Origin of the sequence: Rhodococcus sp. 24CO (genome assembly GCF_050586165.1) — a bacterium.
GTDB lineage: Bacteria > Actinomycetota > Actinomycetes > Mycobacteriales > Mycobacteriaceae > Rhodococcus_F.
On sequence record NZ_JAZFNF010000011.1, the window covers coordinates 63950 to 89891 of the forward strand.

The following is a 25942-nucleotide window of genomic DNA, read 5'->3' on the forward strand; positions in this document are numbered from 1 at the left end:
TCCTAAGCTCGAGGCGACTGTGGCCCGTCAACTCGCCGTAAGAGCGACTCCTGGGCGACGGTTGCAGCCAAGACGCCGTCACGTGTCCAGAAGTGGCCCGTCGAGAATCCCCGACCGTCAGTGGCGGAGTTGCTTTCCTGGGCGAAGAGCATCCATTCGTCGGCCCGGAAGGGTCGGTGAAACCAGATCGCGTGATCCAGCGACGCCATCAGCACTCGCGAAGGTCCCACCATCAACGATCGGTGCGGCTGGATGTCGAGTGAGGCCGTCGATGCCAAGGACAAGTCCGACGCGTAAGTGAGGACACCGGCATGGAACAGCGGTTCGTCGGGAAAGGTGTGATTCGGTTTGAACCACACCGACTGTGCCACCGATCCCAGCTCGAGCTCACCCTCGTCCGCAACGAATCTCATGTCCATCGCACGATGTGTCTTGTTGTCGCGGAACTCGTCGGCTCGTGCACTCGCCCAGCGCTCGTACGGATCGGGAAGGTCCTCCGGCGCGGGTACGACGGGCATCTTCTCCTGTCGGTCAGCACTTTCCTCCGAAATCTTGAATGACACGGACAGCGTGAAGATCGGTGTACCCAGTTGCAGGGCAGTGACCTGACGGGACCAGTACGTACGTCCGTCACGAAGACGGCCGACTTCGTAGGAGATGGGCTGCTGCGGATCACCTGAGCTGAGAAAGTACCCGTGAAGGGAATGCACCACCGCCGTCGCGGGCACTGTCCGACCGGCAGCGGTCAAGCCCTGCGCCGCCAGATGCCCGCCGAAAATGCGCCCGGGAGAGCCGGCGTGACAGTAACCCTGAAATCTGTCGGAGCCGAGGTCGTCCAGGCTCAGCAACGTGTGCAGGTCAAAGGACTCGAGTTCTCTCGATTCGGTGAGCGTCACGTCCACAAGGTCCCTGCGTCAACGGCTGCGTCCGCCGGCGCACACGGCAGACCCGGATCGGAGCGGGAAAATCGCGGCGCCGGACGATGCTGGGTGACCCCATCCAGTTCCACGAGCGAACCACGCTGGGCAACATGGGGATTGGATGAGGCTTCCGCGAACGTCAGAACCGGCGTCGTACATGCATCGGTACCGTCGAAAACCGCAGCCCACTCGTCGCGCGTCTTGGACGCGAACACGTCGGCGAACACCTTCTTCGTTTGCGGCCATGCACTCTTGTCGTTCTGACTCGGCAACGTCGCGGGATCAAGTCCCAAACCGGCCAGAAGTAGTGCATAGAACTGTGGTTCGACGGCACCGACGGCCATGTATCTGCCGTCGGATGTCTCGTAAGTGTCGTAATACGGGGCTCCGGTGTCGAGCATGTTCACACCGCGTTCGTCGGACCAGCGTCCGAGACCCCGGAAACTCCACATCATGTGCGACAGCGCCAGCGTGCCGTCGACCATGGCGGCATCGACAACTTGACCCTGCCCGGACTTCTGTCGTTCGAAGAGCGCGGCAAGTATTCCGAACAACAGAAACATCGAGCCACCACCGAAGTCCCCCACCATGTTCAGCGGCGGAACCGGACGCTCACCCGCACGACCTATCGCGTGCAGGACGCCGGTCAGCGAGATGTAGTTGATGTCGTGTCCGGCAACCTGCGAAAGCGGCCCCTCCTGACCCCATCCTGTCATTCGGCCGTACACCAGAGCCGGATTCCGTTCCAGCGCAACGCCCGGACCGAGACCGAGCCGCTCGGTGACCCCGGGACGGAAACCCTCGATGAGCACGTCAGCACGCTCGATCAATCCGAGAACAATGTCGACGCCGGCAGGGTCCTTCAGGTCCACCTCGCAGATACGACGCCCACGCTGGGTCTGATCGCGAGGTTGGCCGGGACCGGGGACAAGACCGGCGCGCTGAACACGGACGACGTCAGCGCCGAGGTCAGCGAGCAACGTCGCTGCGTGGGGACCTGGACCGATTCCGGCGAGCTCTACGACGCGAAGTCCGGCGAGCGGTCCGCGGCCTGTGGTGGTAGCCATGATTGTCCCTCTGTTCTCTCTCGAGTCGAAATATCTGTGTAGGTACGGTTTTCAGCCGAGCAATGACGGCAGCGCCCGTGCGAGGTTGCGTTCGTGAATTTGAGAGGCACCTTCGTAGATTCGCAAGGCACGCACATCCCGCCACATGCGCGGTACCGGGTGATTGCCGACGATGCCGACCCCGCCGAGCACCTGAACCGCCCGGTCCCCGACCACCGACGCCATCTCGGTGCAGTACAGCTTTGCCGCGGCAATTCGGTGACGCGGCGGCGTTCCGCGGTCGAACTCACGGGCGCAGTCGAGGATCATCGCTCGTCCTGCCTCGAGTTCCGCATAGCTGCGTCCGAGCATCGTCTGCACGGCACCGAACTCGGCCAAAGGTTGGTCGAACTGCTCACGAGAACCCGCGTATTTCATTGCCTCCGTGAGCATCCGAGTCGCCTGACCGACTGCGGTCGCGGCAACGTGCGTGCGAGCCTGGTTGATTCCGCGCATCGCGTGAATCATCCCCAAACCTGTTGCACCGCCGATCAACCGGTCGGCGCTCACCACAACGTCACGCAGGCTGATCTCGGCGACTGGGCCTTCGGCATGACCGTTCATCAATTCAGGCACCCGGGTCTCTACCCCCGGCGATTCCCGATCTACGAGGAAGGATGAAATCTCGCCGTCCGCAGTGCGGGCGAACACCACCAGAACATCAGCCCACGCTCCGTTGGTGATGAAGCGCTTCTCACCGTTGAGGACGTAGCCGTCCGGGGTGTTGGTAGCGGTGGCGCGCACGGCGGAGGCGTCACTACCCGCCTGCTCCTCGGTGAGAGCAAACGCCATGACGCACTCCCCCGCCGCCATCGCCGGTAGATACTGTTCACGCTGAGCGTCGGTGCCGTATTCGAGGAGGATCTGAGAAGCCAACCCGATGCTCGTGGAGAATCGGGAACGGTACACCGCCGACGACCTGGTGAACTCGAAAGTCAGCAGCACCTGCTGTTCAACGGTCCACCCCAACCCGCCGACGCTCTTCGGCAGCGTAATGCCGAATAGTCCGAGGTCGGCCATCCTTGTCACGAGGTCGGCGGGAACCTCACCAGCAGAGACCATTTCGTTCTCACGAGGAATGAGCTCGTTGTCGGTGAAGTCGCGGATCACCTGCCGGTAGGCGTCGAAATCGAGGTCACGAATCTGTGGGTCGATCACGGTTCTACTCCTGGAAGAATGTTGGGAAGATGGCTGTGTCACCGGTAGGACTCACGCAGAGTGCGCTTGAGGATCTTCCCTACCGGCGACAGCGGGAGCGCGTCGACAAAATCGACCGACCGCGGCGCCTTGTACCGCGCGATACGCTCGCCGACAAAATCTCGGAGTTCCTCACCGCTCGAATTGTTTTCAGGTGCGCGCACCACCACTGCATGTACGCGTTCACCCACTTCTCGTCGGGTACGCCGATGACCGCGCAACTGCTCACACCGGGATGCTGGGACAGGGCGGCTTCGACCTCGGCACTGTAGACGTTCTCGCCGCCCGAGATGATCATGTCCTTGAGTCGGTCTACGAGGAACACGTAGCCGTGCTCGTCCATGAAGCCGAGGTCACCGGTATGCATCCATCCACTGCGCACCGCTTGCGCCGTCTCCGCCTCGTTGTTCCAGTAACCCATCATGACGTTCGATCCCCGCACGACGACCTCACCGATATCGCCGCGCGGAAGCTCTGTGTCGGTTGCGTCGACAATCCGCACCTCGGCGTGTGGCGCAGCACGTCCCACTGATCGAAGTCGTTCCGGGTGATCAGGATCGCGATGGTCGTCGTCGCGGAGAAGTGTTGCTGCCGGCGCCAACTCGGTCATGCCGTAGCCCTGGCGTAGTCGAAGATCAGGTGATCGTTCGATCAAGCGGCGAACCAGTGGTTCCGGCATCGGCGACGCGCCGTAGGTGATCGAGGTCAGACTGTCGATCGGCAGACCCGTCCGATCAGCGTATTCGAGCATCGCTTGCACCATTGTCGGCACGAGTAGAGATTGTGTAACTTCCTTCTCTGCAATCGTTTCGACGAGCTTCTCGACGGTGAAGTCCCCCATCAAGACGTGAGCGGATCCGGTTACCGAGGCCTGGACCAAACCGGCGAAGGCCGCGAGGTGGAACAGCGGCGCCACGTGCAGGGAGCGGCCTGGCAGATTCGGCTCACCACTACCGGCAAGGACTCCGAGCACTGATGTCAGGATCTGGCCGGCGCTCAGCATGACGCCTTTGGGGCGGCCTGTAGTTCCGCCGGTGTACATGAGCAGCGCCAAGGCCTCAGGATCTGCATGAGTATCGGGAATCGGACCGTGCAGCGCCAAAGCAGAGTCGTAGTCGACGGCATCGCCGGCGAGATCCGCCCCACTGAATACGATCACGGTCTCCAGAACAGCGCACCGATCACGCAGTTCCAGCGCAGCAGCCAGACGCGGTCCGTCCACGAGAAGCACTGTGATTCCGGCATCTTCGATGTGAAATGCCATCTCGTCGGGACTCCAGCGGTTGTTCACCGGGGAAGCCACCATCGACGCCCAGGCACAGGCGAAGGAGTATTCGACATACTCGAGACAGTTCGTGGCCAGTATTCCTACCCGGTCGCCTCGTTCGAGCCCGTACGACGTGAGCACGCCGGCCAACCTCGCGACGCGGCTCTGTAATTGAGCGAACGTCAACTGGCGCTGCCCGTCTACGACGGCGATCGCGTCGGGTTCACGCTGGACCGACCGATGTAAACCCTGAGTCAAGTACATTCTCGTTCACTCTCCTGATCCCGATAACAATGTGTTCCAGTTCTTTTCAGCGGCCCGTGAAGTGCGGTACTCGTTTCTCGAGGAATGCCGAGCGTGCTTCCTCCACGTCTTCGGAATACGCGCACGTGATCAGCCGGTCGGCTTCGTCCATCAAGAATTCGGACAGCGGCCGCGACATCGCCGAATCGAGGTTCAGCTTTGCACCACGCACTGCCAACGGTGCCGAAACAGAGAGCCGCTGAACAATTTCCGTAGTCCTCGCTTCCAGAGATTCTTCGGCGTAAGCCTCGTGAATCATTCCGAACGAGGCAGCGCGATCAGCTTTGATTCGTTCGGACAGCAGCATCAATTCCCGCGCCTTCGATGTGCCCGCTGCGCGGGTCAGTAACCACGCCATTCCCATGTCACCGGACATTCCAGCCCCCAGGAAGGCCGTGTTGAAGATCGCATCCGCACCGGCATAGCGGAAATCGCAGGCCAACGCGAAACTCAACCCGGCTCCCGCGCAGCCACCGCGAATCACCGCCACCGTAGGCTTGGGAACCTGCACCAAAGTTGGGATCACCCGTGAAACATCAAGCAAGCGAGTGCGATCCTCTTGCTGTGAATCACCCCGCACTACACGGCTCGACCGATCACCGGACTGATCGCGACCGACCGAAAAGTTCCCTCCGGCGCCCGTGAGCACGATGACTCTCACGGCCTCGTCACCGGCGGCCGACGTAAGCGCGTTCTGCAGCTCGGTGAGCAGCGTGTACGTAATCGCGTTACGTCGATCCGGCCGGTTCAGGGTCACCGTGGCGACACCCGCGTCGACGTTGTAGAGAAGCTCTGCCACGGTTCCCCTCGATTCGTTCAGAACCCGGCCGCTTTGGCGATGATCGTCTTCATCACTTCGTTGGTTCCGCCGTAGATGCGCGACACACGGGTGTCCGCGTACAGACGCGCGATGGGGTATTCCAGCATGTAGCCGTAGCCCCCGTGCAGCTGTAGGCACTTGTCGATGACCTCGGCTGCGGTCTCGGTGCAAAACAGTTTCGCTTTGGCTGCGTCGGCAACACTGAGGTCACCCGTCTCGTGCAATTCCAGAGCCCGGTCGACCATGCACTGCGCAGCCTCGACCTTGGCGATGCACTCGGCGATGACGAACTTGGTGTTCTGGAACTCCGCGACCGCCTGGCCGAACACCTTTCGGTCACGCACGTAGGCAGAGGCGAAGTCGATGGCTCCGACGGCCGCGGCAGTCTGGGTGACTGCGATCATCAGTCGCTCTTGCGGGAGGTTGTTGGCCAGGTAACCGAAGGCAGCGCCCTCCTCACCGAGTAGATCCTCGGCCGGCACCCGTACGTCGGTGAAGGAAAGCTCTGCCGTGTCCGAAGTGCGCATGCCGATCTTCTCGAGCTTGCGACCCACCTCGTAGCCTTCGCTCGACGTATCTACTGCGAGGATGCTCAACCCGGCGCGACGATTCTCTGCCGTCGGCGGTGACGTACGGCAGATCACGAGAACCCGATCGGCCTGAACACCGCCGGTGATGAATGTCTTTGCGCCGTTGAGAACATAGTGAGTGCCGTCCTCGGACCGTTTGGCCGTGGTCTTGATGCCCGCCAGGTCCGAGCCGGTGCCCGGTTCGGTCATCGCGATGGCGGTCATCATGTCGCCACTGATGAAATCGGGCAGCCATCGTTGCTTCTGCTCTTCGGTGCCGTAGGTCAGGATGTAGGGCAGGACCAGGCCAGTGTGCACACCGAATGCGCCGAAGCTGACGGCCGAACGAGCCGTCTCTTCGCTCAGTGCAGCCTGGAACTTGAAGCTGGTTTCGCCCGCTCCGCCGTACTGCTCGGGAACCGTCATTCCGAGAACGCCGAGTTTGCCGAGCTGGCGGTAGAAGTCGCGGGGCACCATACCCTCGCGCTCCCAGTCGGAGAAGTTGGGCGTGACCTCGGCTTCGATGAAGCTGCGGATGACCTTCCGGAAATCCTCGTGCTCTTCGTTGAATACTGTGCGCTGCATTGTTTCTCCTGAATATTGTGAATGAAAGTGAGTAGTGCTCAGCCGAGGATTCGCACCCGATCGCGGGTGGCGTTGACGGCGCAGAGCGCGATGACGGCACCGATGACAGTTGCGATTCCGAAGATCTGGAAAGCGGTGGCGTATCCTTCGGCCGGCGTTGCGGCACTGTCGACGATGACACCGGTGAGGTAAGGGGCGATGAGTCCGCCGGTTGCCATCAGAGCCATGAAAACACCCAGCACTGCGGCCATCTGCTGCGGCGGGCAGATTTCGGAGATCGCCGCGTTGAACTGGGGAATGATGACCGTGCCGATGCCGTAGCCCACCGATACCACGAGCACCGCAACGATCGGGGTCTTGATGAACGGCATGGTGACCAGGGCGAGCCCACAGATCAGCAGGGCAATTCCGGGAACGATACCGCGAAGGATCCTCGAGCTGGCTCCGCGCGCCATCAACCTGTCACTGATCGACGTGCACAGGAACATGAAGAACAGGCCTGCGATGCTGGGGATACCGAACATGGTTCCGGCCTGAACCCGCGAGTATCCAAGTCCCACTTCGAAGTACGACGGCAGCCACGTGAGAACAACCGTCACCAGAGCGTACATGGTGAACACTGCGGCGAGGGCTCCGAGGAACGTCGGCGTGAGAAAGATCTTCGTCAGCGGCACCTTGGCGACAACAGTCCCGTCTGCCACGGTCGACGTAACTGTGTCGGACTTCCGAACCGGCCGCTGCATGTACGGCCCCTCTTTCCAGGTGAACAACCACAGGACGCACCAGACCACGCCGACCCCGGCAAGGATGATGAACGTTGCTCGCCACCCCCAACTGGCTACAGCCAAGGCCATCAGCGGCGCGATCGCAATCTTCGCGATCGAGGCACCGGAGGCCAGGAAAGCTCCTGGCAGTCCACGCTTTTCCGCAGGATGCCACGAGTAGACACCGGTGTGAACGAGCGCGCCCGCTGGCCCCTCGAAGAATCCGAGCATCATGCGCGTGAACAGGAGCATGCCGAACCCGGCAACCACAACGAGTGGGATCATCGAGGCCGCCCAACCCAATGAGAGCAGAACCAGCAACCACCGCAACGACATCCACTTGTGCAGGACTCCGGCAAAGAAGCCCCCGACGGTGAAGGCCAGGAAGAAGGCACTGCCGACCAGCCCGATCTGTGCCGAGGTCAGTCCGAATTCCTTGGCCAGCGGCTGTGCAACCAGACCGAAGACTGCCTTGTCAGCCCAGTTGACGATGACAAGGAGCACGAGTACTCCGGTGAGCCCCCACGCTCGCACTCGGGATTCCCCTACTTCTCGCGGTGGTGCAGCAGTGGGAAGAACCGGCTTGCTCAACGTCATTCTCATCGATCCTCTCAGGCAAGTGCGACAACTGCGCCACGGAGTGAGCGCAATGCGAAACAGAAGCTGGGTGAACTGATCTCAGCAACGAAGTACTGGATGCGGGACTCGGAGACCGGTCCGGTGCGAACCCGACGTGGTCGATTCGTGATCGATCCAACCGCCGGGCACCTACTCTGTGACGCACGCCACCTTGCCGCCCAGAAAGTAAATCATCAATCGGCATAGAAATGCAATAGGTACGTAAAACCACGCTGCCAGATAGGCCATACTCCCGATTCTGCGACGAAAAACCCACGTAAAACCCCACCGTGATCCGGTAGACAAACTTCAAACGATGGTGTTAAGTAAATTTCCATCCGATCAATTAGGAGACAATCGTGACCAGAAAAGTCCATGTTGCCGGAGTGGGAATGATCCCGTTCACCAAGCCGGGCAAGAGCGAGAACTACAACGTCATGGGAGAGACCGCCGCCCGTGCCGCCCTCGATGACGCCGGTATCGATTACTCGCTGGTCGAGCAGGCTTATGCCGGCTACGTCTACGGCGATTCCACGGCCGGACAGGCCGCCATCTACGGCCTCGGACTGACCGGCATTCCGGTCTTCAACGTCAACAACAACTGCGCCACAGGCTCTTCGGCGCTTTTCCTCGCACGCCAAGCCGTCGCGAGCGGCGCCGTCGAATGCGCGTTGGCTGTCGGCTTCGAGCAGATGAAACCCGGCGCACTCAAGAGGGTCTGGGACGACCGCCCAGCGCCGATGTACCGATTCGACGACCTGATGACAGACATCCAGGGCGTCCACGACGGTCCGCGCGCAGCCCAGATGTTCGGTGGCGCAGGACTTTCGCACATGGAGAAGTACGGCACCAAGCCCGAGACCTTCGCCAAGATCTCGGTCAAGGCACGTAAGCACGCGGCCAACAACCCCAATGCAGTCTTCCGTGATCTGCTCACCGAAGAGCAGGTGCTGGAGTCACCGCACATCTTCGGCCCGCTCACTCGTTACCAGTGCTGCCCGCCCACCTGTGGCGCCGCTGCCGCTGTCGTCTGCAGCGAAGAGTTCGCCCGAAAGCACGGGCTGGCGGCTGACGTAGTGATCGAGGCACAGGCCCTGACCACCGATACACCAAGCACTTTCGAGGACCGCGACATGATGAAGGTCGTCGGCTACGACATGACGGCCGCCGCGGCTGCACAGGTGTACGAAGCCGCAGGCATCGGGCCTGAGGACGTCCAGGTCGTGGAACTGCACGACTGCTTCTCCGCCAACGAACTCATCACGTACGAAGGTCTGGGCCTCACGCCCGAAGGCACTGCCGAGAAGTTCATCCTGGACGGCGACAACACCTACGGCGGACGAGTAGTCACCAACCCGTCGGGAGGCCTGCTGTCCAAGGGCCACCCCCTCGGCGCCACCGGTCTGGCCCAGTGCGCCGAACTGGTCTGGCAACTGCGCGGCCAGGCCGGTAAGCGGCAGGTCGAAGGAGCACGAATCGGCTTGCAGCACAACCTCGGACTCGGCGGTGCGTGCGTAGTCAGCATCTTCAAGAAGGTGGGCTGACATGGCACTCGATCCGTCCGTCGTCGGAACGATCATCCCGGGCCACGAGGCACTGGTCGAGCGCGGACGCCTGCGCTTCTTCGCCCAGGCAATCGGTGAGACCAACCCGATCTACAGCGACATCGAGGCCGCCAAGGCTGCCGGGCATCGTGACCTGGTGGTACCGCCGACATTCCTGTTCTGCCTCGACATGGAAAAACCGGACCCGTTTGCCCTGGTCCGATCGCTGAAGATCGACATGAGGTACGTACTGCACGGTGAGCAGTCCTTCGACTATCACGCACTCGCTTATGCCGGCGACACCCTGGCCTACAACGGCAAGGTCACCGACGTGTACTCGAAGAAGAACGGCGCCTTGGACTTCCTTGTCCGGACTGCCGAGGTCACCCGCGACGGCGAGTTGATCGCCCGTCTCACCAACACCCTGGTCGTTCGAAACCCTAAGGCGCAGAAATGAAAACAGGAGACGTTCTTCCCTCCCTGGAATTGCCCGAGATCAGCCGAACCACGCTCGCGCTCTACGCCGGAGCTTCCGGTGACCACAATCCGATGCACATCGATCTCGACGTCGCCCGCTCCGGCGGTATGGACGACGTGTTCGCGCACGGCATGCTCTCGATGGCCTACCTTGGTCGATTTTTGACCAATTTCGTTGCGCAGGAACGTATCCGCACCTACAGCGTTCGCTTTGCCTCCATCACACCCCTGCACGCGAAGCCGACCTGCACCGGCACCGTCACCAAGGTCGAGGACGGCCTGGCCCACCTCGATATCGCCGTCACTCTCTCCGACGGCACCGTAACCCTGCGCGGCGACGCCGTCGTAGCCGCTTGAAAACCCTCCCACCGAAAGGACTCCCGTCATGGGCAAGCTCGACAACAGGACCGCACTCGTCACCGGATCCGGCCGAGGCATCGGTCGCGCCATCGCCATGAAGTTCGCCGCGGAAGGTGCGAGCGTCGTAGTCAACGATCTTGATCCGGGTCCGGCCAAGGAGACGGTCGAAGAGATCATCGCGGCCGGCGGTAAGGCAGTGGCGTGTGTCGGTTCGGTCACCGAAGAAGGTTTTGCGGATCGATTCGTCAATACCGCAATCGATACCTTCGGCGGCCTCGACATCATCGTCAACAATGCCGGCTTCACCTGGGATAACGTCATCCAGAAGATGACCGACGAGCAGTGGGACACGATCCTCGACCTGCATCTGAAGGCACCGTTCCAGATCTTGCGCGCGGCTCATCCGTACATCAAGGCGAACCCCACGGACTATCACCGCAAGGTCGTCAACATCTCGTCCAACGCCGGAGTGGTCGGCAATGCCGGTCAGTCCAACTACGCAGCCGCCAAGGCCGGCATTATCGGCTTGAGCAAGACCCTCGCGCGGGAGTGGGGCCGCTACAAGGTCAACGTGAACGCCGTTGCGTACGGTCTGATCAACACCCGCCTGACGGAGGCGTCGGCAGACGGCAATTCCACCATCGACGTCGAGGGTCGCGAGATCAAGGTCGGCGTCAACCCACAGCTCCTGGCGGCAGCCGAGCGGACCATCCCGTTGGGCCGCGCCGGACGTCCGGACGAAGCGGCCGGTGCGGTGTTCGCACTGTGCCTGCCCGAAACCGACTACGTCAGCGGCCAGTGCCTGGTGTGCGACGGCGGCAGTCGCTAACGTCACGTTTCCCGAAAGGAGCGGTCCCCATGTACTTGACTCAGTCTCTGCAACGATCAATGCAGCAACGCCCTGACCAGCCCATGACCGTATGTGGGGATCGTAGCCGCACCTGCGCCGAGGTCGGCGGGAGAGTAGCCCGTCTTGCAGGCGCTTTCCGCGACCTCGGTGTGCAGGTAGGCGATCGCGTCGCCATACTGTCGCTCAACTCCGATCGCTATCACGAGTACTTCTTTGCCACCTGGTGGATGGGAGGCGCGGTCAATCCACTCAACACCAGATGGAGCGCTGCCGAGATCGCCTTTGCGCTGGACGATTCCGATACAAGAGTGCTGGTCGTCGACGACACCTTCCTGCCGCTACTCGACGAGGTACGAGTATTGTTCCCGAAGCTCGCCGTGGTGATCCATGCCGGCGAACTGCCGACGCCGAGTGGCGCTCTCGACTACGAGAATCTGATCGCCTCGAGTGAACCCGTGACGGACATGCGTCTCGGCGGCGACACCTTGGCCGGAATCTTCTATACCGGCGGAACCAGTGGTCACCCCAAAGGGGTCATGCTTACCCACGCCAACCTCGTGACATCGAGCCTCGGCGCAGTGGCCAGTAATAGAACGCCTGGTACCGACGGTCTGGCTCTGATCACAGCCCCGATGTTTCATCTTGCGTCGCTGGCAAATTGGATCGGCCGTAACACTGTCGGGGCGACGTTGGTGATTCAGCCAAGCTTCGAACCGGCAACCGCACTGCGCCTGATCGAACAACACAAAGTGACGTCGATGCTGTTGGTACCCACGATGATTCAAATGCTGATCCGTCATCCGGACCGGGCGAACCGGGACCTGTCCAGCATCCTGGCCGTGCAGTACGGCGCTTCGCCGATCTCCGAAACCTTGCTTCGGCAAGCGCAACAGGCTTTTCCGAAGGCAGCCTTCATGCAGGGGTACGGCATGACCGAGGCCGGACCCGGACTCACCAGCTTGAGCGCAGAAGATCACGTCGACGCGACCCGCCTGAAATCTGCCGGTAGGCCGATGGGACACGTCGAGATTCAGGTGGTCGACGAGAACGGCAACGAGCTTCCTCGCGGTGAGGTCGGCGAAATCATCGCCCGCGGCGGCAACATCATGTCCGGCTACTGGAATCGGCCGGAAGAAACACGATCGGCATTGCGCGACGGTTGGCTGTACACCGGCGACGGAGGCTACATGGACGTAGCCGGATACCTCTTCGTCGTGGATCGACTCAAGGACATGATTATCTCGGGTGGCGAGAACGTCTATTCGACGGAAGTCGAAAACGCTCTGGCCACACATCCGGACGTGATCAGCTGCGCCGTGATCGGCGTACCCGACGATCAGTACGGCGAACGAGTCCACGCGGTCCTGGTCGTGCGTCCCGGAGTATCGCTGACGTGCGAAGAAGTCCGAGCACACTCGAAGACGCTGATTGCCGGCTACAAGTCTCCTCGAAGTATCACCATCGTCGAGCAAATGCCCGTGTCCCCGGCTGGCAAGATACTCAAGAGAGAACTCCGCAGGCAGTTCTCCGACTTGGCAACCAGCACCATCACCTGACCACGCCACCGACCTCGAGGGCCCCATGACGATCGATACATCGGACGGCACACCTGCGGCCTCGCCGGACCGGCCGGCCGCGCCGAAAACGACCCCGAAGAAGACGCTGCGCCCACGCAACCGCAAGGCGCAGATCATCACCGTGGCTCGTGAACAGTTCGGCCGCTCGGGGTACCACAACGTCAGCATGGAAGGCATCGCGTCTGCGGTGGGTATCACCGCAGGCGCGCTGTACCGCCACTTCCCGAACAAACAGGAACTCCTCGCGCAGGCGATGCTCGACGGCTCGTCTTCGATTCTCGCGGTCCTCGACGAGGTCGATCGAACCGATTCCAAAGTGGTCTTCACGGCGCTGGTTCGATACGGCCTCGACAACAACTTCCGTAGCCTCCTCTTCGATCAGGAGGCCCGTAATCTGACCCCCGAGCGCAGAGCGGAGGCTCGCGCCGGAGTGCGGGAAGTCACGAACCGGGTCGCAGACGCCCTTCGATACGAGCGTCCCGACCTGTCGGTTCCCGATTCAGTCGTGCTGGGGTGGGCACTCACCAGTATCGCGTTCAGCCCCGCTCGACACCGAACGACCCTTCCTCGAAAGCGCTTCGAGGCTCTGCTGGCCAGGTTGTTCGATGTCGTTCGTACCGCTCCTGTCCTTCCCGAGGAGCCGGCGGCACCGCCGCAGCCGACTTCGAACTTCAGCCACACCTCGCGTCGCGAAAGTTTGATGGGCGCCGCAATCACGCTGTTCGATCAACGCGGCTACCGGTCGGTCACGATGGATGACATCGGCAGCGCCGCCGGTGTTCCGAGCTCGAGCATCTACACCCATTTCGGAAGTAAAGCCGAAGTGTTGCAAGCAATTCTGGGCCGCGGAAACGAAACACTCCGGCTCGGTCTGGTTCAGGCTTTGAGGAACGCAGACTCACGGGAAGACGCGATTGCCCGCGTCGTACATTCGTACACCAATTCGGTGATCTCACCTGACAGCGCGATTGCCATCCTCATCGAAGAAACGGCGAACTTGCCGGAAGAAGCGCAGGCCTCGACGCACATTGCACAACGCGAGTACATCGACGAGTGGGTACACCTACTCGGTAACGAAACCGCGGATGCACGGGCGACGGTGCTGGCAACCATCAGCATGATCAACGACCTCACGCGCGTACGACTCGAATCACGACAGTGCGCGATCGAGGATCTGGCGGTGAGGATTCTCGCCACCCAACGCTGAACCCTACGTCTGGTGCTACCGTATCCAAGTACTTTCTTTTTACTAGCAACTAGCTTTACCGGGTGATGCTCGGGCGAGCTACAACGGAAACGGAACCACCGATGTCACTCGACGCAGCCACCCCATTTACCGCACAGCAGCTGGACGCAGCCGGCCGTGAACTGCTCTTCACAGCGGCCCGCACGGCCAACTCCTTCTCCAACGAACCGGTCACCGACGACGAACTGACTGCGATCTGGGAGCTCGCGAAATGGGCACCGACCGCGGCCAACACCAATCCACTGCGCGTGCTGTTCGTACGTACAGAGGAGGGCAAAGCCCGCCTCGTAGAGCACATGTCCGACGGCAACAAAGCCAAGACCGCATCGGCGCCCGTCGTCGCTGTTCTTGCCGTCGACACTAAGTTCTACGAGCACATTCCGGCACTGTTCCCCATCCGCCCCGAGATGAAGGACTACTTCGAGTCCGACGACGCCGCTGCCACATCGAGCAGCAAGTTCAACGCCGCGCTGCAGGCCGGTTACGTGATCCTCGCGATCCGGGCACAGGGCCTGGTCGCCGGCCCGATGGCCGGGTTCGACGCCAAAGGCATCGACGGCGAGTTCTTCGCCGACGGACGCTTCAAGACCATCCTGGTGGTCAACATCGGCCATCCCGGCGAGAACCCGTGGTTCGATCGCCTACCGCGCCTCTCCAACGAGGATGCCCTCAGCTGGGCCTGAGTCGGACATTGCCCCAGCTACCTTTCCGCACTTTTCGATCTAGCACCCAACGGAAAGCCCTCGGACATTCGTCCAGTTATTAGGGTAGGCAAACCATACTCGGATGTGTCATGCTCCTCCGGTGAAAAACATATCCAGCACGGCGGCGCCATGGGGCATCGCAGCATTCCGCATCGTTGTCGGCTTCCTGTTTCTCTGCCATGGCCTGTCGACACTGACCGGATGGCCGGTAGCCCCATGGGGCGGCAACACATCGTCGTGGACAGACTGGCCCGGTGGCTGGGCTGCCACGATCGAGCTTGTCGCCGGCACTTTGATCATCGTCGGACTCGGCACTCGCTCAGCGGCTTTCATCGCGTCAGGCTCCATGGCTGTTGCCTACTTCTGGAAGCATCAGCCCGACGGCTTGCTACCCATCCAGAATGAGGGAGACTCGGTTGTCCTGTTCTGCTGGTCCCTACTCCTGCTGGTCTTCATCGGGCCGGGCGCTGCTGCTTTGGACAACCTCAGACGAGGCAAGGCTAGCTCCAGCGAAGTGGCGGACGAGCCAGTTGCAGTAGGCACTTCCAGCCCCTAGTCCGTCATTTATCCCGAGCCACAATCCGACTCGAACCGACGATTGCCAAACAGTCGGCGTCACACCGCATATACCTGCAGGTGACGCCGGCTGTTTCGTCTGCTGAACAACATCCGACACGCAGCTATCGGAAATAGTTGCAGTACTGAGCTTTTTGGACGAGGGTCGACGTAAACACTTCACGACTCGAACGACGCCTGTGTATCCGAACTGCGGGACGGGTACACGTTCGAGTCAGCAACAGTCCGAAAGAGGGTCGGTTCGGAAAATGGGCGCACTGTGGGAATTTGTCGTTGAACGACGACAACAGTTATTGACCGATTCGTATCTCCATGTCTCGGCCGTCATTCAGTCGGTGCTTATTGCAACCATTGCCGCGGTCGCCATCGGAATTCTCGTGTATCGCAGTCCTATTGGTTCATCAGTGGCAACAGCGCTGGCCAGCACGATCTTGACGGTTCCGTCGTTCGCTCTTCTCGGACTTCTCATTCCGATTCTCGGTTTGGGTGTCGCGCCGACCATCACCGCATTGATCCTCTATGCGCTACTTCCGATCATCAGAAACACCATCATCGGTCTCGACTCGGTGAATCCGGCCATCACCGATGCCGCACGCGGCGTCGGTATGAATCGACTGCGCGTACTCAGCCGCATCGAACTGCCTCTCGCGTGGCCGTCGATCCTGACCGGGATGCGGGTCAGCACTCAGATGCTCATGGGCATCCTGGCTATCGCGGCGTACGCAAAAGGCCCAGGTCTGGGCAACTTGATCTTTTCCGGACTATCTCGCGTCGGCAGCCCCACCGCTGTTCCGCAAGCACTGACCGGCACGGTACTCATCGTCATTCTCGCTCTGATACTCGACGCCATCTATGTCGTCATCGGTCGGCTCACAACCTCGAAGGGTCTCCAGTGACTGAAACCATCCCACACGACGTCACCAGCGATCCCACGGTTTCCGGAGTCGAAATCGTCCTGGAATCCGTGACCAAGCGATACCCGGGGCAGAAAGACGCGGCGGTCGACAACGTATCTCTCACGGTTCCTGCAGGTGAGATCGTGGTCTTCGTCGGCCCTTCCGGCTGCGGCAAGACCACAACGATGCGCATGATCAACCGCCTCATCGAACCCACGTCCGGCAAGATCACCATCGACGGCAAGGATGCTTTGTCGATCGACCCCGACAAGCTACGACGCGGCATCGGCTACTCGATCCAGCAGGCCGGGCTGTTTCCACACTTCACGATCGCCAAGAACGTGGCGACGGTCCCGGGATTGATCGGTTGGGACAAGAAACGGATTGCGGCCCGCACCGACGAGATGCTCGATCTCGTGGGGCTGGACCCGGATACGTACCGAGACCGCTATCCCCGGCAACTTTCCGGAGGTCAGCAACAACGTGTCGGAGTAGCGAGGGCGCTTGCTGCCGATCCCCCCATCTTGCTGATGGACGAACCCTTCGGAGCTGTCGACCCCATCACGCGTGGGCTACTGCAGGACGAGTTGATGCGACTGCAAACGGAACTCGGGAAGACAATCGTATTCGTCACCCACGATTTCAACGAAGCAGTCAAACTCGGCGATCGAATTGCCGTGCTGGGAAACCAATCCACGATCATGCAGTACGACACTCCCGAAGCTATCCTCGCCAATCCGGCCAATGACATGGTCGCGGGCTTCGTCGGCGCCGACGCCTCCCTCAAACAGCTGACGTTGACGCGGGTGCGGCAGATCAAACTCAAGCAATGCCTCACCGCGCGGGAGAGCGACTCAGTAGACGAGCTGAGAAGTTCACTCGCAGCACGCAAGTGGAAGTGGGCCCTCATTCTCGATCAGCGCGGACGCCCGCTCCGCTGGGTTTCACCGTCGCATCTGGCGCACGCGTCGTCGCTGCGCGGCGTTGGCAACGAAATCGGGGAGGCCGTGTCCGTTCAGTCGACACTGCAAGATGCACTCGAAGCGCTGCTTGCCGAAAGCAATGCGTCGACGGTAGTCACCGGCCGGCGCGGCGAATACGTCGGTCTCATCACCATCGACACACTGGTCAGCCATCTTTCGGAGATGCGTGAAGAACACGCGCACGATCACGACGAGGATGTTCCGGAGTGAGCGCGTCGACGGAGGACCTGGCTGCGCCACCCGCTGCTGACGCCGCGGATCTCGGTGCCGCCGAAAATGCCTCCACCCGCAGAGCCGAAAGAATGCGGCTACTGGTCCAACCGGTGGTCGTACTGATACTTGTAGTCGGAGTACTGGTCTGGGCCTTCAGCCGCGATCTCAACGCAACGCAGAAAGCCAGTATCAACGTCGACAACATTACGACGCTCACGTGGCAGCACATCTTGCTCACGGCCGCAGTGGTCATCATCGTCGTGGCGGTGGCTGTACCACTCGGCACGCTGCTGACCAGACCGAGATTCACCCGCCTGGCGCCGTTCTTCGTGGGAATAGCCAACATCGGCGCAGCCGCCCCGGCTATCGGCCTACTTGTCCTGTTCTATCTCGCCACTCGCACCACAGGATTCTGGATCGGTGTATTCCCCATCGCGTTCTATTCGTTGCTTCCGGTGCTGCGCAACACGATTCTCGGCTATCAGCAGGTGGACGAGACGCTGATCGACGCCGGGCGCGGCCAAGGAATGTCGACACTCACCATTTTGCGGCAGCTCGAATTCCCGATGGCAGTTCCCTATATCCTTGCCGGCCTTCGTACTTCATTGGTTCTTGCCGTAGGAACAGCAACACTGTGTTTCCTGGTCAGTGCCGGCGGACTGGGGATCATGATCGACACCGGGTACAAACTGCGCGACAACGTGACGCTGGTAGTAGGCGCTGTGCTTGCGGTATCGCTCGCTCTGCTCATCGACTGGTTGGGCGCACTAGCCGAACAGTTCCTCGGGCCAAAGGGATTGCGATGAATCGGCGACGCACGCGCGGTTGGAAAATTACCGCAGCCGCACTCGGTTTTGCCCTTGTGGCGTCGTGTGGTTTGGAATCCGGCGGCGCACTACCCCTCGCGGTTGGGCCGGGAAGTATCCAGCCCGTTCCGGAACTAGAAGGTGTGAAGATCACCGTCGGTTCCAAAGACTTCACCGAACAGATAATCCTGGGATACATCATCGAATTCGCGATGTCTGCGGCAGGCGCCGAAGTTCGCGACCTCACGAATATCCAGGGCTCCAACAGCACCCGCGACGCACAACTCAACGGGCAGATCGATCTTGCCTACGAGTACACGGGCACCGGGTGGATCAACTACCTCGGCAACGAGACCCCGCTACCCGATTCGCAGGCACAATTCGAGGCGGTACGCGATGCGGATCTGGCTGCGAACGACATGGTCTGGACCGACCCGGCGCCGATGAACAATACGTATGCCTTGGCGATGAGCAAGGAGACGGCAGAGAAGACCGGCGTCAAGACGGTCTCCGACTACGCGAAGTTGGTCCAATCCGATCCCGGTGCTGCTGTGACGTGTGTCGAGACCGAGTTCAACGTCCGCCAAGACGGATACCCCGGTCTCGCAGCAAAATACGGATTCGATGCTTCACGTGCACAGCGCCAGATCTTGCAGACCGGCATCATCTACCAGGCGACAGCCGACGGTGATCAGTGCAAGTTCGGCGAGGTATTCACCACCGACGGACGCATCATCGCCCTCGACCTCCAGCTACTCGAGGACGATCTGTCCTTCTTCCCCAAATACAATCCGGCGCTTGTCATGCGTGCGAGCTTTGCCGAGGATCATCCGCAGGTAGCGGAGGTCATGGCACCGATTTCAGCTCGTCTCACCGACGAGGTGATGACCGAACTGAACCGCCAAGTGGACGTCGACGGCAAGGAACCCGCAGAAGTTGCCCGAGACTGGATGGTGGCGGAAGGGTTTGTGACAGCGGATTAGTCACTCGTTCTTTCGTCCCACGCAGAAGACTCGTCGGAACGGAAACAGTGTGCCCGCTGCCGTAGAGGGATAGGCCTCGCGGAGCCTCGCCGAGTACTCCTGTTCGAACTCGAGTGAGTCAGCTTCACTCAGCACATCAAGCACCGGACGCAGGCCTGTCCCCCGAACCCAGCCCAGCACAGGGTCCTCGCCAGTCAGCACGTGGATGTACGTGGTTTCCCAGGCGTCGACGTCGAACCCGTGAGCGTGCAATCTGGCTGCGTAGTGCGCCGGGTCGTCAACACCCTCCGGTCCACGCAAAACTCCACCCACACGATCACGCCACGTGGGCGACTCGGCAAGTTCACGCATCAAAGCGTGCGACGGGGCATCGAAGTTGCCGGGAACCTGCCACGCAATCCACGACCCGGGCGCCATCGCATCGGCCCATCTGTCGATCAGCTCGCGATGGTTCGGAACCCATTGCAATGCAGCATTACTCACAATGACGTCATAGCCGGTGGCGTCGAACTCGTTGATGTCCTGCAGCGTGATGGTGACGTTCCCTGGCAGATCGGTGGGCGCCTGTGCCACCATCTCCGGCGACGAATCAGTCCCCACCACCCCAGCATCCGGCCAACGCTCACCGAGTAGCCCGGTCAATGAACCTGATCCGCATCCGAGGTCCGCAACTCGCGCCGGCGACTGCGCCGCTATCCGCGACGTCAAGTCGATATAGGGGCGTGAGCGTTCGTCGGCGTATCGACCGTAGATTTCCGGGTTCCACGTAACACTGCGCATGTGCTCATTCTGCCTGTCGTGGCAAGTTCGTGGAGGCTGTGACGCCTCAGAATGGGGGTGGGTCGTTGCCGTAGTCGATGATTTCTCGGGGCCTGGGCTGGCGGGGTGTGGAGATCGGGAAGGTTTGCCGTCGTTTCCGTTCCGCGTGTTTCGCTGTGCGGTGCCGGATCTTTGCTTGTTGATGTTTGCGTTCACTTCGGATGCGGGCAGCTTTGTTTTCCAAACGTGTTCGTCGCCGGGTTCCGCCTTCCGGTAGCGGTGGTTCCTGTTGGCCGGTGAGTAGTCCGGCATCTCTGGTGCGGTAGCAGTGACCGGTCTGCGAAGTCAGGGTGATGCTGCGATCCAGGTTCGGGGCGAGCCGCCACTTTCCGGAGTGCTTGAGGCGGTGATGGTTGCGGCAGAACGCACTCAGATTCGACGCAACCGTCTTCCCACCCTGTGTGGGGTCGGTGTGGTTGAAAGGAACGTTGTGGTCGAGGTCGCAATTCCAGGCGGGGACATCGCAGTGCGGCCACTGGCAGCTTCCCGCAATGACCCGCAGCCACGTATCGAGTGCCGCGCCGGGGCGGTAGACCGTCGCCGACGCGGGCACAGGTGTTTCTGGCACCCGTACCTCCCGAACGTCTGCGTCTTTCGCGATGTCGCGGGCATGCTCGGCGCTAATCACCCCGTACCCGTCGAGGTGGGCGGGTTCATTCGAGCCTGCGGTTAGTGCGGATTCGTTGATCACGACATGCACGAGTGGCCGGCGAATGATCACCATGCCGCTGCGGTCCTGCGGGCAATCATCCCGGTCGCAGTCGCACACCAACACCGTCGAACCACTCACCAAAGCGCCCAACGAATCAGCGCGGCGCTGCTCATACGTACGCGAATCATGGCGGCACACCGACATCGCCAACTCCCGCAACCGGCCGTCGAACGCACGAGCCTGCTCCGCCGGAATACTGCCCAAAATGCGGGCCATACCGTCTTCGGCGGCACTGACCCCGACAAACCGATCCGCCAAGGCCCGGCGTCGGTGCTCCCGCATCCCCTCCGGATCAACCCGGGCCACGATCCGGTCGATCGCCGCCGTCAACCGACGACCCGTCAACCCGACACCACCGTCCACTGCTGGGGCGAGAACCTGCTCGAGCAGCAAACGCTCTACTTCGTCGATCAACTCGTCACCGACATTCGCGGTCGCCGACTCGATCAACCCGACCCGGTAGGAGTCGAGTTCACCGCGGGCCATCGCTGCCCGCGTGCGATGCAACCGCGTCTTCAAAGCAAAACCCAACCCGATGAGCTTCCCCGCCGCAGCCCGCCCCATCGTCAACACCGCGCCGACCTCCGATTCGGCCAACTCGTACGCCGACGACGACCACGTACCGCCCTCGACATGCTCAGCACTACGGCGAGTGAAAAACTCCGCAACCACGGCCAGTTTCCGCTCGACCAGCATCGCTTCACATGAATGCAACTCACTCATGAGATCGATGAGGGCGCAATCGGTTTCGGTACCACTCAGCTGCGCTGAGATACCGAAACTTCCCACCCCCGAATCGAACATCCCCCCACCGTAATCGAAACCCTGTTCGAATGGAACAGCTATCCGAAATCAGTCGGAATAGTCCGAAAAATCGCTCAGTGGGTGCCTGATGCGATGATGTCGGAGTCGTTGATTCACTGCCGCCGAAGGGACAGTCATGTTCTTGACCCAGTTCATTCATCGGGCCCTGCGCGAATCGCCGAGGCGCCCCATGACAGTGTTCGGCGATCGAACCTTCAGCACCACCGAGTCCGCTGACCGTGTGGCGCGACTCGCGAACGGACTGGGCACCGGTACGGGCGACTGCGTCTCGCTTCTGTCGCTCAATTCGGATCGCTGTCACGAAACGATCTTGGCCGGCTGGTGGTCAGGTGCGACGGTCAGCCCGCTCAACTCACGGTGGACTGCGCCCGAAATTGCCTATGCCCTGGAGGATTCCGGATCCACGATTCTGATCGTCGACGAGAATTCCGCCCCACTGGTTCCCGAACTCCGCAAACTCTGCCCCGCCCTGGGCCGCGTCGTGTACGCCGGCTCGGGAGCAGCCCCCACCGGAATGATCGACTACGACGGACTCATCACCGAATCGGAACCTGTCCCCGATCTTCGGGTCGGCGACGACGCCGTTGCACTCCTCCTCTACACAGGTGGAACGACTGGCCGTTCCAAAGGTGTGATGGTCAGCCACAGGGGCCTCATGACGTCGACGCTGGGAACGCTGGCCGCCGGCAAACCTGCAATCGCCGACGGCGTGAATCTGCTTGCGAATCCACTGTTCCATATCGCCGGCATCGCGAGCTGGATGGCGCAGAACCTGATGGGTGGCACGCAGGTATTCCTACCGGTGTTCTCGGCCGAGGCCATGCTCGAGGCGATCGACCGACATCGGCCCACCACGGTGGGCGTCGTACCGACGATGCTTCACATGTTGGTTGCCGCAGACGATCTCGATTCCTACGACCGCTCCAGTGTCCAAGTGGTCAGGTACGGCGCCTCCCCCATTTCACCGGCGCTGCTCGAACGCGCCATGCAGGTGTTTCCGCACAGCGGTTTCACCCAAGGTTACGGGATGACCGAGACCGCGCACATCACTGTCTTGAGCGCCGCCGATCACCTGAAAGGCGGTGAACTGCTTCGCTCTGCCGGTCGTGCACTGCCTCATTGCGAAGTGCGGATCGTCGATCCCGCCGGAAACGAAGTACCAACCGGAACTGTCGGCGAAATAGTCACTCGCGGTGACCATCTGATGCTCGGCTACCGGAATCTTCCCGCCGAGACGGCAGAGGCTCTCGCCGGCGGCTGGATGCACACCGGAGACGCGGGATACCTCGACGAACGCGGTTATCTGTTCATCGTCGACCGGATCAAGGACATGATCATCACCGGAGGCGAGAACGTCTATTCCACGGAGGTGGAGAACGCTCTGGCCAGGCATTCTGCTGTCGCTGCGTGTTCCGTTGTGGGAGTGCGCGATCCGAAGTGGGGCGAGCGAGTTCATGCCGTGGTGGTCCTGCATCCCGGGGTTCACGTCGAGTTCGAGGAACTTCGTGATCACGTGAAATCGCTTGTCTCCGGATACAAGGCACCCCGCTCGATGCAGTTCGTCGACGCTCTACCCCTCTCTGCTGCCGGAAAGGTCCTCAAGCGCGACCTGCGGATCGCAGCCGAGAGAGGCCAGAACACGCTTTTATAGCTCGAAGATCGTTTCTCCGCCCACAACAGTCCGCAGTACCCGAAGTGCCGCCAGATCGACAGTGTCATCGACCAACGGATCTCCGTCAAGGACAACAAAATCCGCCAGCAGACCTGCTGCGATTCGGCCCTTGTCCGCCTCTTCACCGGTGATGCGTGCGGCCGCATGTGTGTAGCCGGACAAAGCATCACGCGTGCTCACACGTTGCTGCGCACCAAGAACATGTCCCTCACGCGTCAGCCGATGGACAGCGGTATTCATCGTGAAGAGCGGATTCACCGGAGTCACCGGGCAATCACAATGCAGACCGTAGGGAAGTCCGGCAGCCACCACCGACGCCACCGGGCTGATTCGTTCGCCTCGGCCGGGGCCGAGAAAACGGTCACGGTGACGATCGCCCCAGTAGTAGACGTGATTGACGAAAATCGATGCGACAACACCCACGTCGACCATTCGCTGAATTTGATCCTCACGCAGCGTCTGTACGTGTTCGAGCCGGTGCGCGATGTCGATGTCAGGGTACGCGGCCTTGGCCAGGGCAATGGCGTCGAGCGCATGGTCGATAGCCTGATCACCGTTGGTGTGAATCGCTACCTGCCGTCCCGCGCCGTGATGCTCGCTCACCAGAGCATCGAGCGTGCCCGACGGGATTGCCATTCCACCACAATGACATCCACCCAAATCGTGATAGGGCTCGCTCAGCGCCGCAGTGTGCAACTGAATGGACCCGTCCGAAATCAGTTTCACGCCGCCCACCGCTACATGGCTGGTCGAATCGGCTAGTTCACCCAACTGATCATGCACACCATGACCCAAGTACAGACGCGCACGCAGGCGCAGTTCGCCCTCGTCGTCGAGCTCACGGTAGGCGTCGTACATCTCCGAGGTGACGTACATGTCGTGAAAGCTGGTTACACCTACGGACGCCATCACGTCTTGCGCTCGCAGTAACGCCAGCTTGGAGGCACCCGGGTCCATGTCCGGAGCCAGGTGGTGCACCAACGACATTGCCGGAATTTCGCACAGCTCACCGGTAGGTGCCCCGTCAGCATCGCGGATGATGACGCCGCCCTCGGGGTCGGTTGTCTCCGAGGTGATCCCAGCCATTTCCAGGGCAAGCGAGTTGACGTAGATTCCGTGAGCCGACAGGTGGCGCACTAAAATCGGATGCTGCGTCGACGCGCGGTCGAGATCTGCCGTCGTCAATCCGCGATCCTCAGCCACAAGACTGTCGTCGAATCCCCACGCCGCAATAGCCTCACCAGGCGGTGTCGTTTCCGCGCGCGCTGCCAAAGCAGCAACAACCGCGTCGATCGTGGGGCACGCGCCCGTCGTGGCCTCGACATCGCCGAGCATCAAACCCCACATCATTGGGTGCAGATGAGTTTCGATGAATCCCGGAACTACCACCGCTCCATCGAGATCCACGATCTCCACACCAGGACCGGCGAGCGCCGTGATCTCGGCGTCGGATCCGACGGCGACAAATCTGCCGTCCTTGCTTGCCATAGCCGTCGGCGCAACTGTGCTCGATCCGTCCATGGTCTTGATGTCGCCGTTGATGTAGATGCGGTCGGCCGTCACGGTCATGCTCGTGTCTCCATTCGTTCACCGACAACGGCTGTCGGCGTTTTCACTGCAGGCTGCCGCGTCGCGACAACCACTCCGGCAAGAATCAGCACCGCACCGACAATCTGCACGACGCTGGGGATCTGAGAAAGTAGAAAAGCACCGAACAGTAACGCCGACGCCGATTGCAGCACCAGGCTGGCGGCAACGGAACCAGCGGGCAACCGCTGGCTTGCACTTGCCACCAATAGCCACCCCACCACTTGAGAAACCAAGGCCAGCAGGATGAGCCAACCTTGAGCAGGTAAAGGTGGTGCAAGATCAAGAGTTCCGGTGGCAATTCCGATCAAGCCGGATGTAAGTCCGGTAGCGATCGTGGAAACGAGCATTGGCAATGCAGTCCGTCCCGCAGCTCTCGTCGCCAATCCCATCAAGAAGATATACACCGCATACGCGCCGGCAGCGATCACCGCGAACGTCGCACCCACGGCAGGATTGGCTCCGGTGAGCGTCGTACTCATTCCCGCAACCAACGCCACGCCCACCAGGAGAAGCGGCAGGCTCGTCACCAGTTCCTTCGTAATGCGCTGACGTAGCACCACGTAGCCGAGGATGGCCACAAAGAGCACCTGAAGATTCAAGAGCACCGTCGACAGACCCGCGCCGATCGAGTGAATGGCCTCGTGCCACAGAACGAGGTCGATGCCCAGGAACACTCCGGCGAGAACAGCCTTGACTATCCACGGGCCCGTCGAGGTCTTTCCCGGTTGGCGGCGTCGTTGCACCCAGACGAGGATCCCGAGCGGAATCAATGCGTAGGCGCACCGGAAGAACGCGCCGGTTGCGGGCGACACTCCGGACAGGTCGTACAGGATCGACGTGAGACCAAGAATGCATGCACCAGAGACAACCACTCGCAGATCTCGACGGCGTTGCTCGTCGCCGGTCCGCGCCGAGGCGAGCCCCGAAGATACATCATCACTCATGGTGATAATGTATCAC

The 25942-nt window shown here is 61.2% G+C and carries 23 protein-coding genes and 1 pseudogene; 13 read left to right on the plus strand and 11 right to left on the minus strand.

The annotated features are described in order from the left end of the window. Positions 1–2: 2 nt before the first annotated feature. From V2B23_RS25590 to V2B23_RS25620, 7 genes and pseudogenes are all read right to left on the minus strand, one after another. Positions 3–896, minus strand: coding sequence for an acyl-CoA thioesterase (locus V2B23_RS25590; protein ID WP_430952870.1), 894 nt, complete (start codon positions 894–896; stop codon positions 3–5). Continuing rightward, positions 893–1987: a CaiB/BaiF CoA transferase family protein gene (locus V2B23_RS25595; RefSeq protein WP_430952871.1), complete on the minus strand. Its 1095-nt coding sequence runs from the start codon at positions 1985–1987 to the stop codon at positions 893–895. Before V2B23_RS25595 ends, V2B23_RS25590 begins: the two co-directional genes overlap by 4 nt. Before the next feature lie 51 nt (positions 1988–2038). Continuing rightward, entirely contained in the window at positions 2039–3184 is a 1146-nt protein-coding gene (locus V2B23_RS25600) for an acyl-CoA dehydrogenase family protein (RefSeq protein ID WP_430952872.1), read from the minus strand. A gap of 38 nt (positions 3185–3222) precedes the next feature. Then, positions 3223–4754: pseudogene (locus V2B23_RS25605) on the minus strand (long-chain-fatty-acid--CoA ligase). A gap of 46 nt (positions 4755–4800) precedes the next feature. Next, positions 4801–5592, minus strand: a complete 792-nt coding sequence (locus tag V2B23_RS25610) for an enoyl-CoA hydratase/isomerase family protein (RefSeq protein WP_430952873.1) — start codon at positions 5590–5592, stop codon at positions 4801–4803. A gap of 17 nt (positions 5593–5609) precedes the next feature. Beyond that, entirely contained in the window at positions 5610–6767 is a 1158-nt protein-coding gene (locus V2B23_RS25615; RefSeq protein ID WP_430952874.1) for an acyl-CoA dehydrogenase family protein, read from the minus strand. A gap of 38 nt (positions 6768–6805) precedes the next feature. Then, positions 6806–8065, minus strand: coding sequence for an MFS transporter (locus V2B23_RS25620; RefSeq protein ID WP_430952953.1), 1260 nt, complete (start codon positions 8063–8065; stop codon positions 6806–6808). A gap of 443 nt (positions 8066–8508) precedes the next feature. On the opposite strand from V2B23_RS25620, the gene V2B23_RS25625 reads away from it, so the two are divergent. The 12 genes from V2B23_RS25625 to V2B23_RS25680 all read left to right on the plus strand — a co-directional run bounded on the left by V2B23_RS25625 (position 8509) and on the right by V2B23_RS25680 (position 19364). Further along, positions 8509–9693, plus strand: coding sequence for a lipid-transfer protein (locus V2B23_RS25625; RefSeq protein WP_430952875.1), 1185 nt, complete (start codon positions 8509–8511; stop codon positions 9691–9693). Position 9694: 1 nt separating this feature from the next. Continuing rightward, positions 9695–10150, plus strand: coding sequence for a MaoC family dehydratase N-terminal domain-containing protein (locus V2B23_RS25630; RefSeq protein WP_430952876.1), 456 nt, complete (start codon positions 9695–9697; stop codon positions 10148–10150). Beyond that, positions 10147–10527: a MaoC/PaaZ C-terminal domain-containing protein gene (locus tag V2B23_RS25635; protein WP_430952877.1), complete on the plus strand. Its 381-nt coding sequence runs from the start codon at positions 10147–10149 to the stop codon at positions 10525–10527. The genes V2B23_RS25630 and V2B23_RS25635 overlap by 4 nt, the downstream gene beginning before the upstream one ends. Positions 10528–10555: 28 nt before the next feature. Beyond that, on the plus strand, positions 10556–11359 hold the full coding sequence (locus V2B23_RS25640; RefSeq protein ID WP_430952878.1) for an SDR family NAD(P)-dependent oxidoreductase: 804 nt from the start codon (positions 10556–10558) through the stop codon (positions 11357–11359). 29 nt (positions 11360–11388) lie between these two features. Next, positions 11389–12936: an acyl-CoA synthetase gene (locus V2B23_RS25645; protein WP_430952879.1), complete on the plus strand. Its 1548-nt coding sequence runs from the start codon at positions 11389–11391 to the stop codon at positions 12934–12936. A 25-nt stretch (positions 12937–12961) separates the two neighbouring features. After that, the gene (locus V2B23_RS25650) at positions 12962–14164 is read left to right on the plus strand and encodes a TetR/AcrR family transcriptional regulator (RefSeq protein ID WP_430952880.1); all 1203 of its coding nucleotides are present in this window, start codon (positions 12962–12964) and stop codon (positions 14162–14164) included. 101 nt (positions 14165–14265) lie between these two features. Next, complete coding sequence (locus tag V2B23_RS25655; protein ID WP_430952881.1) at positions 14266–14886, plus strand: malonic semialdehyde reductase; 621 nt, start codon at positions 14266–14268, stop codon at positions 14884–14886. A gap of 121 nt (positions 14887–15007) precedes the next feature. Further along, complete coding sequence (locus V2B23_RS25660; RefSeq protein WP_430952882.1) at positions 15008–15463, plus strand: DoxX family protein; 456 nt, start codon at positions 15008–15010, stop codon at positions 15461–15463. Positions 15464–15731: 268 nt separating this feature from the next. Further along, positions 15732–16379 (plus strand): ABC transporter permease, encoded by a 648-nt coding sequence (locus V2B23_RS25665; protein WP_430952883.1) that lies wholly within the window; start codon positions 15732–15734, stop codon positions 16377–16379. After that, on the plus strand, positions 16376–17572 hold the full coding sequence (locus tag V2B23_RS25670) for an ABC transporter ATP-binding protein (protein ID WP_430952884.1): 1197 nt from the start codon (positions 16376–16378) through the stop codon (positions 17570–17572). The genes V2B23_RS25665 and V2B23_RS25670 overlap by 4 nt, the downstream gene beginning before the upstream one ends. Before the next feature lie 92 nt (positions 17573–17664). Next, positions 17665–18381, plus strand: a complete 717-nt coding sequence (locus tag V2B23_RS25675; protein ID WP_430952954.1) for an ABC transporter permease — start codon at positions 17665–17667, stop codon at positions 18379–18381. Beyond that, positions 18378–19364 carry a glycine betaine ABC transporter substrate-binding protein gene (locus tag V2B23_RS25680; protein ID WP_430952885.1) on the plus strand — a complete coding sequence of 329 codons (987 nt, stop codon included), beginning with the start codon at positions 18378–18380 and terminating at the stop codon, positions 19362–19364. The genes V2B23_RS25675 and V2B23_RS25680 overlap by 4 nt, the downstream gene beginning before the upstream one ends. On the opposite strand, the gene V2B23_RS25685 is transcribed toward V2B23_RS25680, so the two are convergent. Both V2B23_RS25685 and V2B23_RS25690 read right to left on the minus strand, forming a co-directional pair. Next, positions 19365–20144: a trans-aconitate 2-methyltransferase gene (locus V2B23_RS25685; protein WP_430952886.1), complete on the minus strand. Its 780-nt coding sequence runs from the start codon at positions 20142–20144 to the stop codon at positions 19365–19367. 46 nt (positions 20145–20190) lie between these two features. Next, complete coding sequence (locus tag V2B23_RS25690; protein ID WP_430952887.1) at positions 20191–21699, minus strand: DUF222 domain-containing protein; 1509 nt, start codon at positions 21697–21699, stop codon at positions 20191–20193. Positions 21700–21835: 136 nt separating this feature from the next. Here V2B23_RS25690 and V2B23_RS25695 point away from each other — a divergent pair, with 136 nt between their 5' ends. Further along, positions 21836–23371, plus strand: coding sequence for an AMP-binding protein (locus V2B23_RS25695; protein WP_430952888.1), 1536 nt, complete (start codon positions 21836–21838; stop codon positions 23369–23371). On the opposite strand, the gene V2B23_RS25700 is transcribed toward V2B23_RS25695, so the two are convergent. Both V2B23_RS25700 and V2B23_RS25705 read right to left on the minus strand, forming a co-directional pair. Beyond that, complete coding sequence (locus V2B23_RS25700; RefSeq protein WP_430952889.1) at positions 23366–24961, minus strand: amidohydrolase; 1596 nt, start codon at positions 24959–24961, stop codon at positions 23366–23368. The genes V2B23_RS25695 and V2B23_RS25700 overlap by 6 nt on opposite strands. Next, positions 24958–25926: a DMT family transporter gene (locus tag V2B23_RS25705; RefSeq protein WP_430952890.1), complete on the minus strand. Its 969-nt coding sequence runs from the start codon at positions 25924–25926 to the stop codon at positions 24958–24960. The genes V2B23_RS25700 and V2B23_RS25705 overlap by 4 nt, the downstream gene beginning before the upstream one ends. Between the last annotated feature and the right edge of the window lie 16 nt (positions 25927–25942).

Coding starts and splice junctions, on each gene's coding strand:
- V2B23_RS25595 (WP_430952871.1), bottom strand. CDS start 1,987: ATGGCTACCACCACAGGCCGCGGACCGCTCGCCGGACTTCGCGTCGTA.
- V2B23_RS25615 (WP_430952874.1), bottom strand. CDS start 6,767: ATGCAGCGCACAGTATTCAACGAAGAGCACGAGGATTTCCGGAAGGTC.
- V2B23_RS25630 (WP_430952876.1), top strand. CDS start 9,695: ATGGCACTCGATCCGTCCGTCGTCGGAACGATCATCCCGGGCCACGAG.
- V2B23_RS25635 (WP_430952877.1), top strand. CDS start 10,147: ATGAAAACAGGAGACGTTCTTCCCTCCCTGGAATTGCCCGAGATCAGC.
- V2B23_RS25640 (WP_430952878.1), top strand. CDS start 10,556: ATGGGCAAGCTCGACAACAGGACCGCACTCGTCACCGGATCCGGCCGA.
- V2B23_RS25645 (WP_430952879.1), top strand. CDS start 11,389: ATGTACTTGACTCAGTCTCTGCAACGATCAATGCAGCAACGCCCTGAC.
- V2B23_RS25650 (WP_430952880.1), top strand. CDS start 12,962: ATGACGATCGATACATCGGACGGCACACCTGCGGCCTCGCCGGACCGG.
- V2B23_RS25655 (WP_430952881.1), top strand. CDS start 14,266: ATGTCACTCGACGCAGCCACCCCATTTACCGCACAGCAGCTGGACGCA.
- V2B23_RS25665 (WP_430952883.1), top strand. CDS start 15,732: ATGGGCGCACTGTGGGAATTTGTCGTTGAACGACGACAACAGTTATTG.
- V2B23_RS25675 (WP_430952954.1), top strand. CDS start 17,665: ATGCGGCTACTGGTCCAACCGGTGGTCGTACTGATACTTGTAGTCGGA.
- V2B23_RS25680 (WP_430952885.1), top strand. CDS start 18,378: ATGAATCGGCGACGCACGCGCGGTTGGAAAATTACCGCAGCCGCACTC.
- V2B23_RS25685 (WP_430952886.1), bottom strand. CDS start 20,144: ATGCGCAGTGTTACGTGGAACCCGGAAATCTACGGTCGATACGCCGAC.
- V2B23_RS25690 (WP_430952887.1), bottom strand. CDS start 21,699: ATGTTCGATTCGGGGGTGGGAAGTTTCGGTATCTCAGCGCAGCTGAGT.
- V2B23_RS25695 (WP_430952888.1), top strand. CDS start 21,836: ATGTTCTTGACCCAGTTCATTCATCGGGCCCTGCGCGAATCGCCGAGG.
- V2B23_RS25700 (WP_430952889.1), bottom strand. CDS start 24,961: ATGACCGTGACGGCCGACCGCATCTACATCAACGGCGACATCAAGACC.
- V2B23_RS25705 (WP_430952890.1), bottom strand. CDS start 25,926: ATGAGTGATGATGTATCTTCGGGGCTCGCCTCGGCGCGGACCGGCGAC.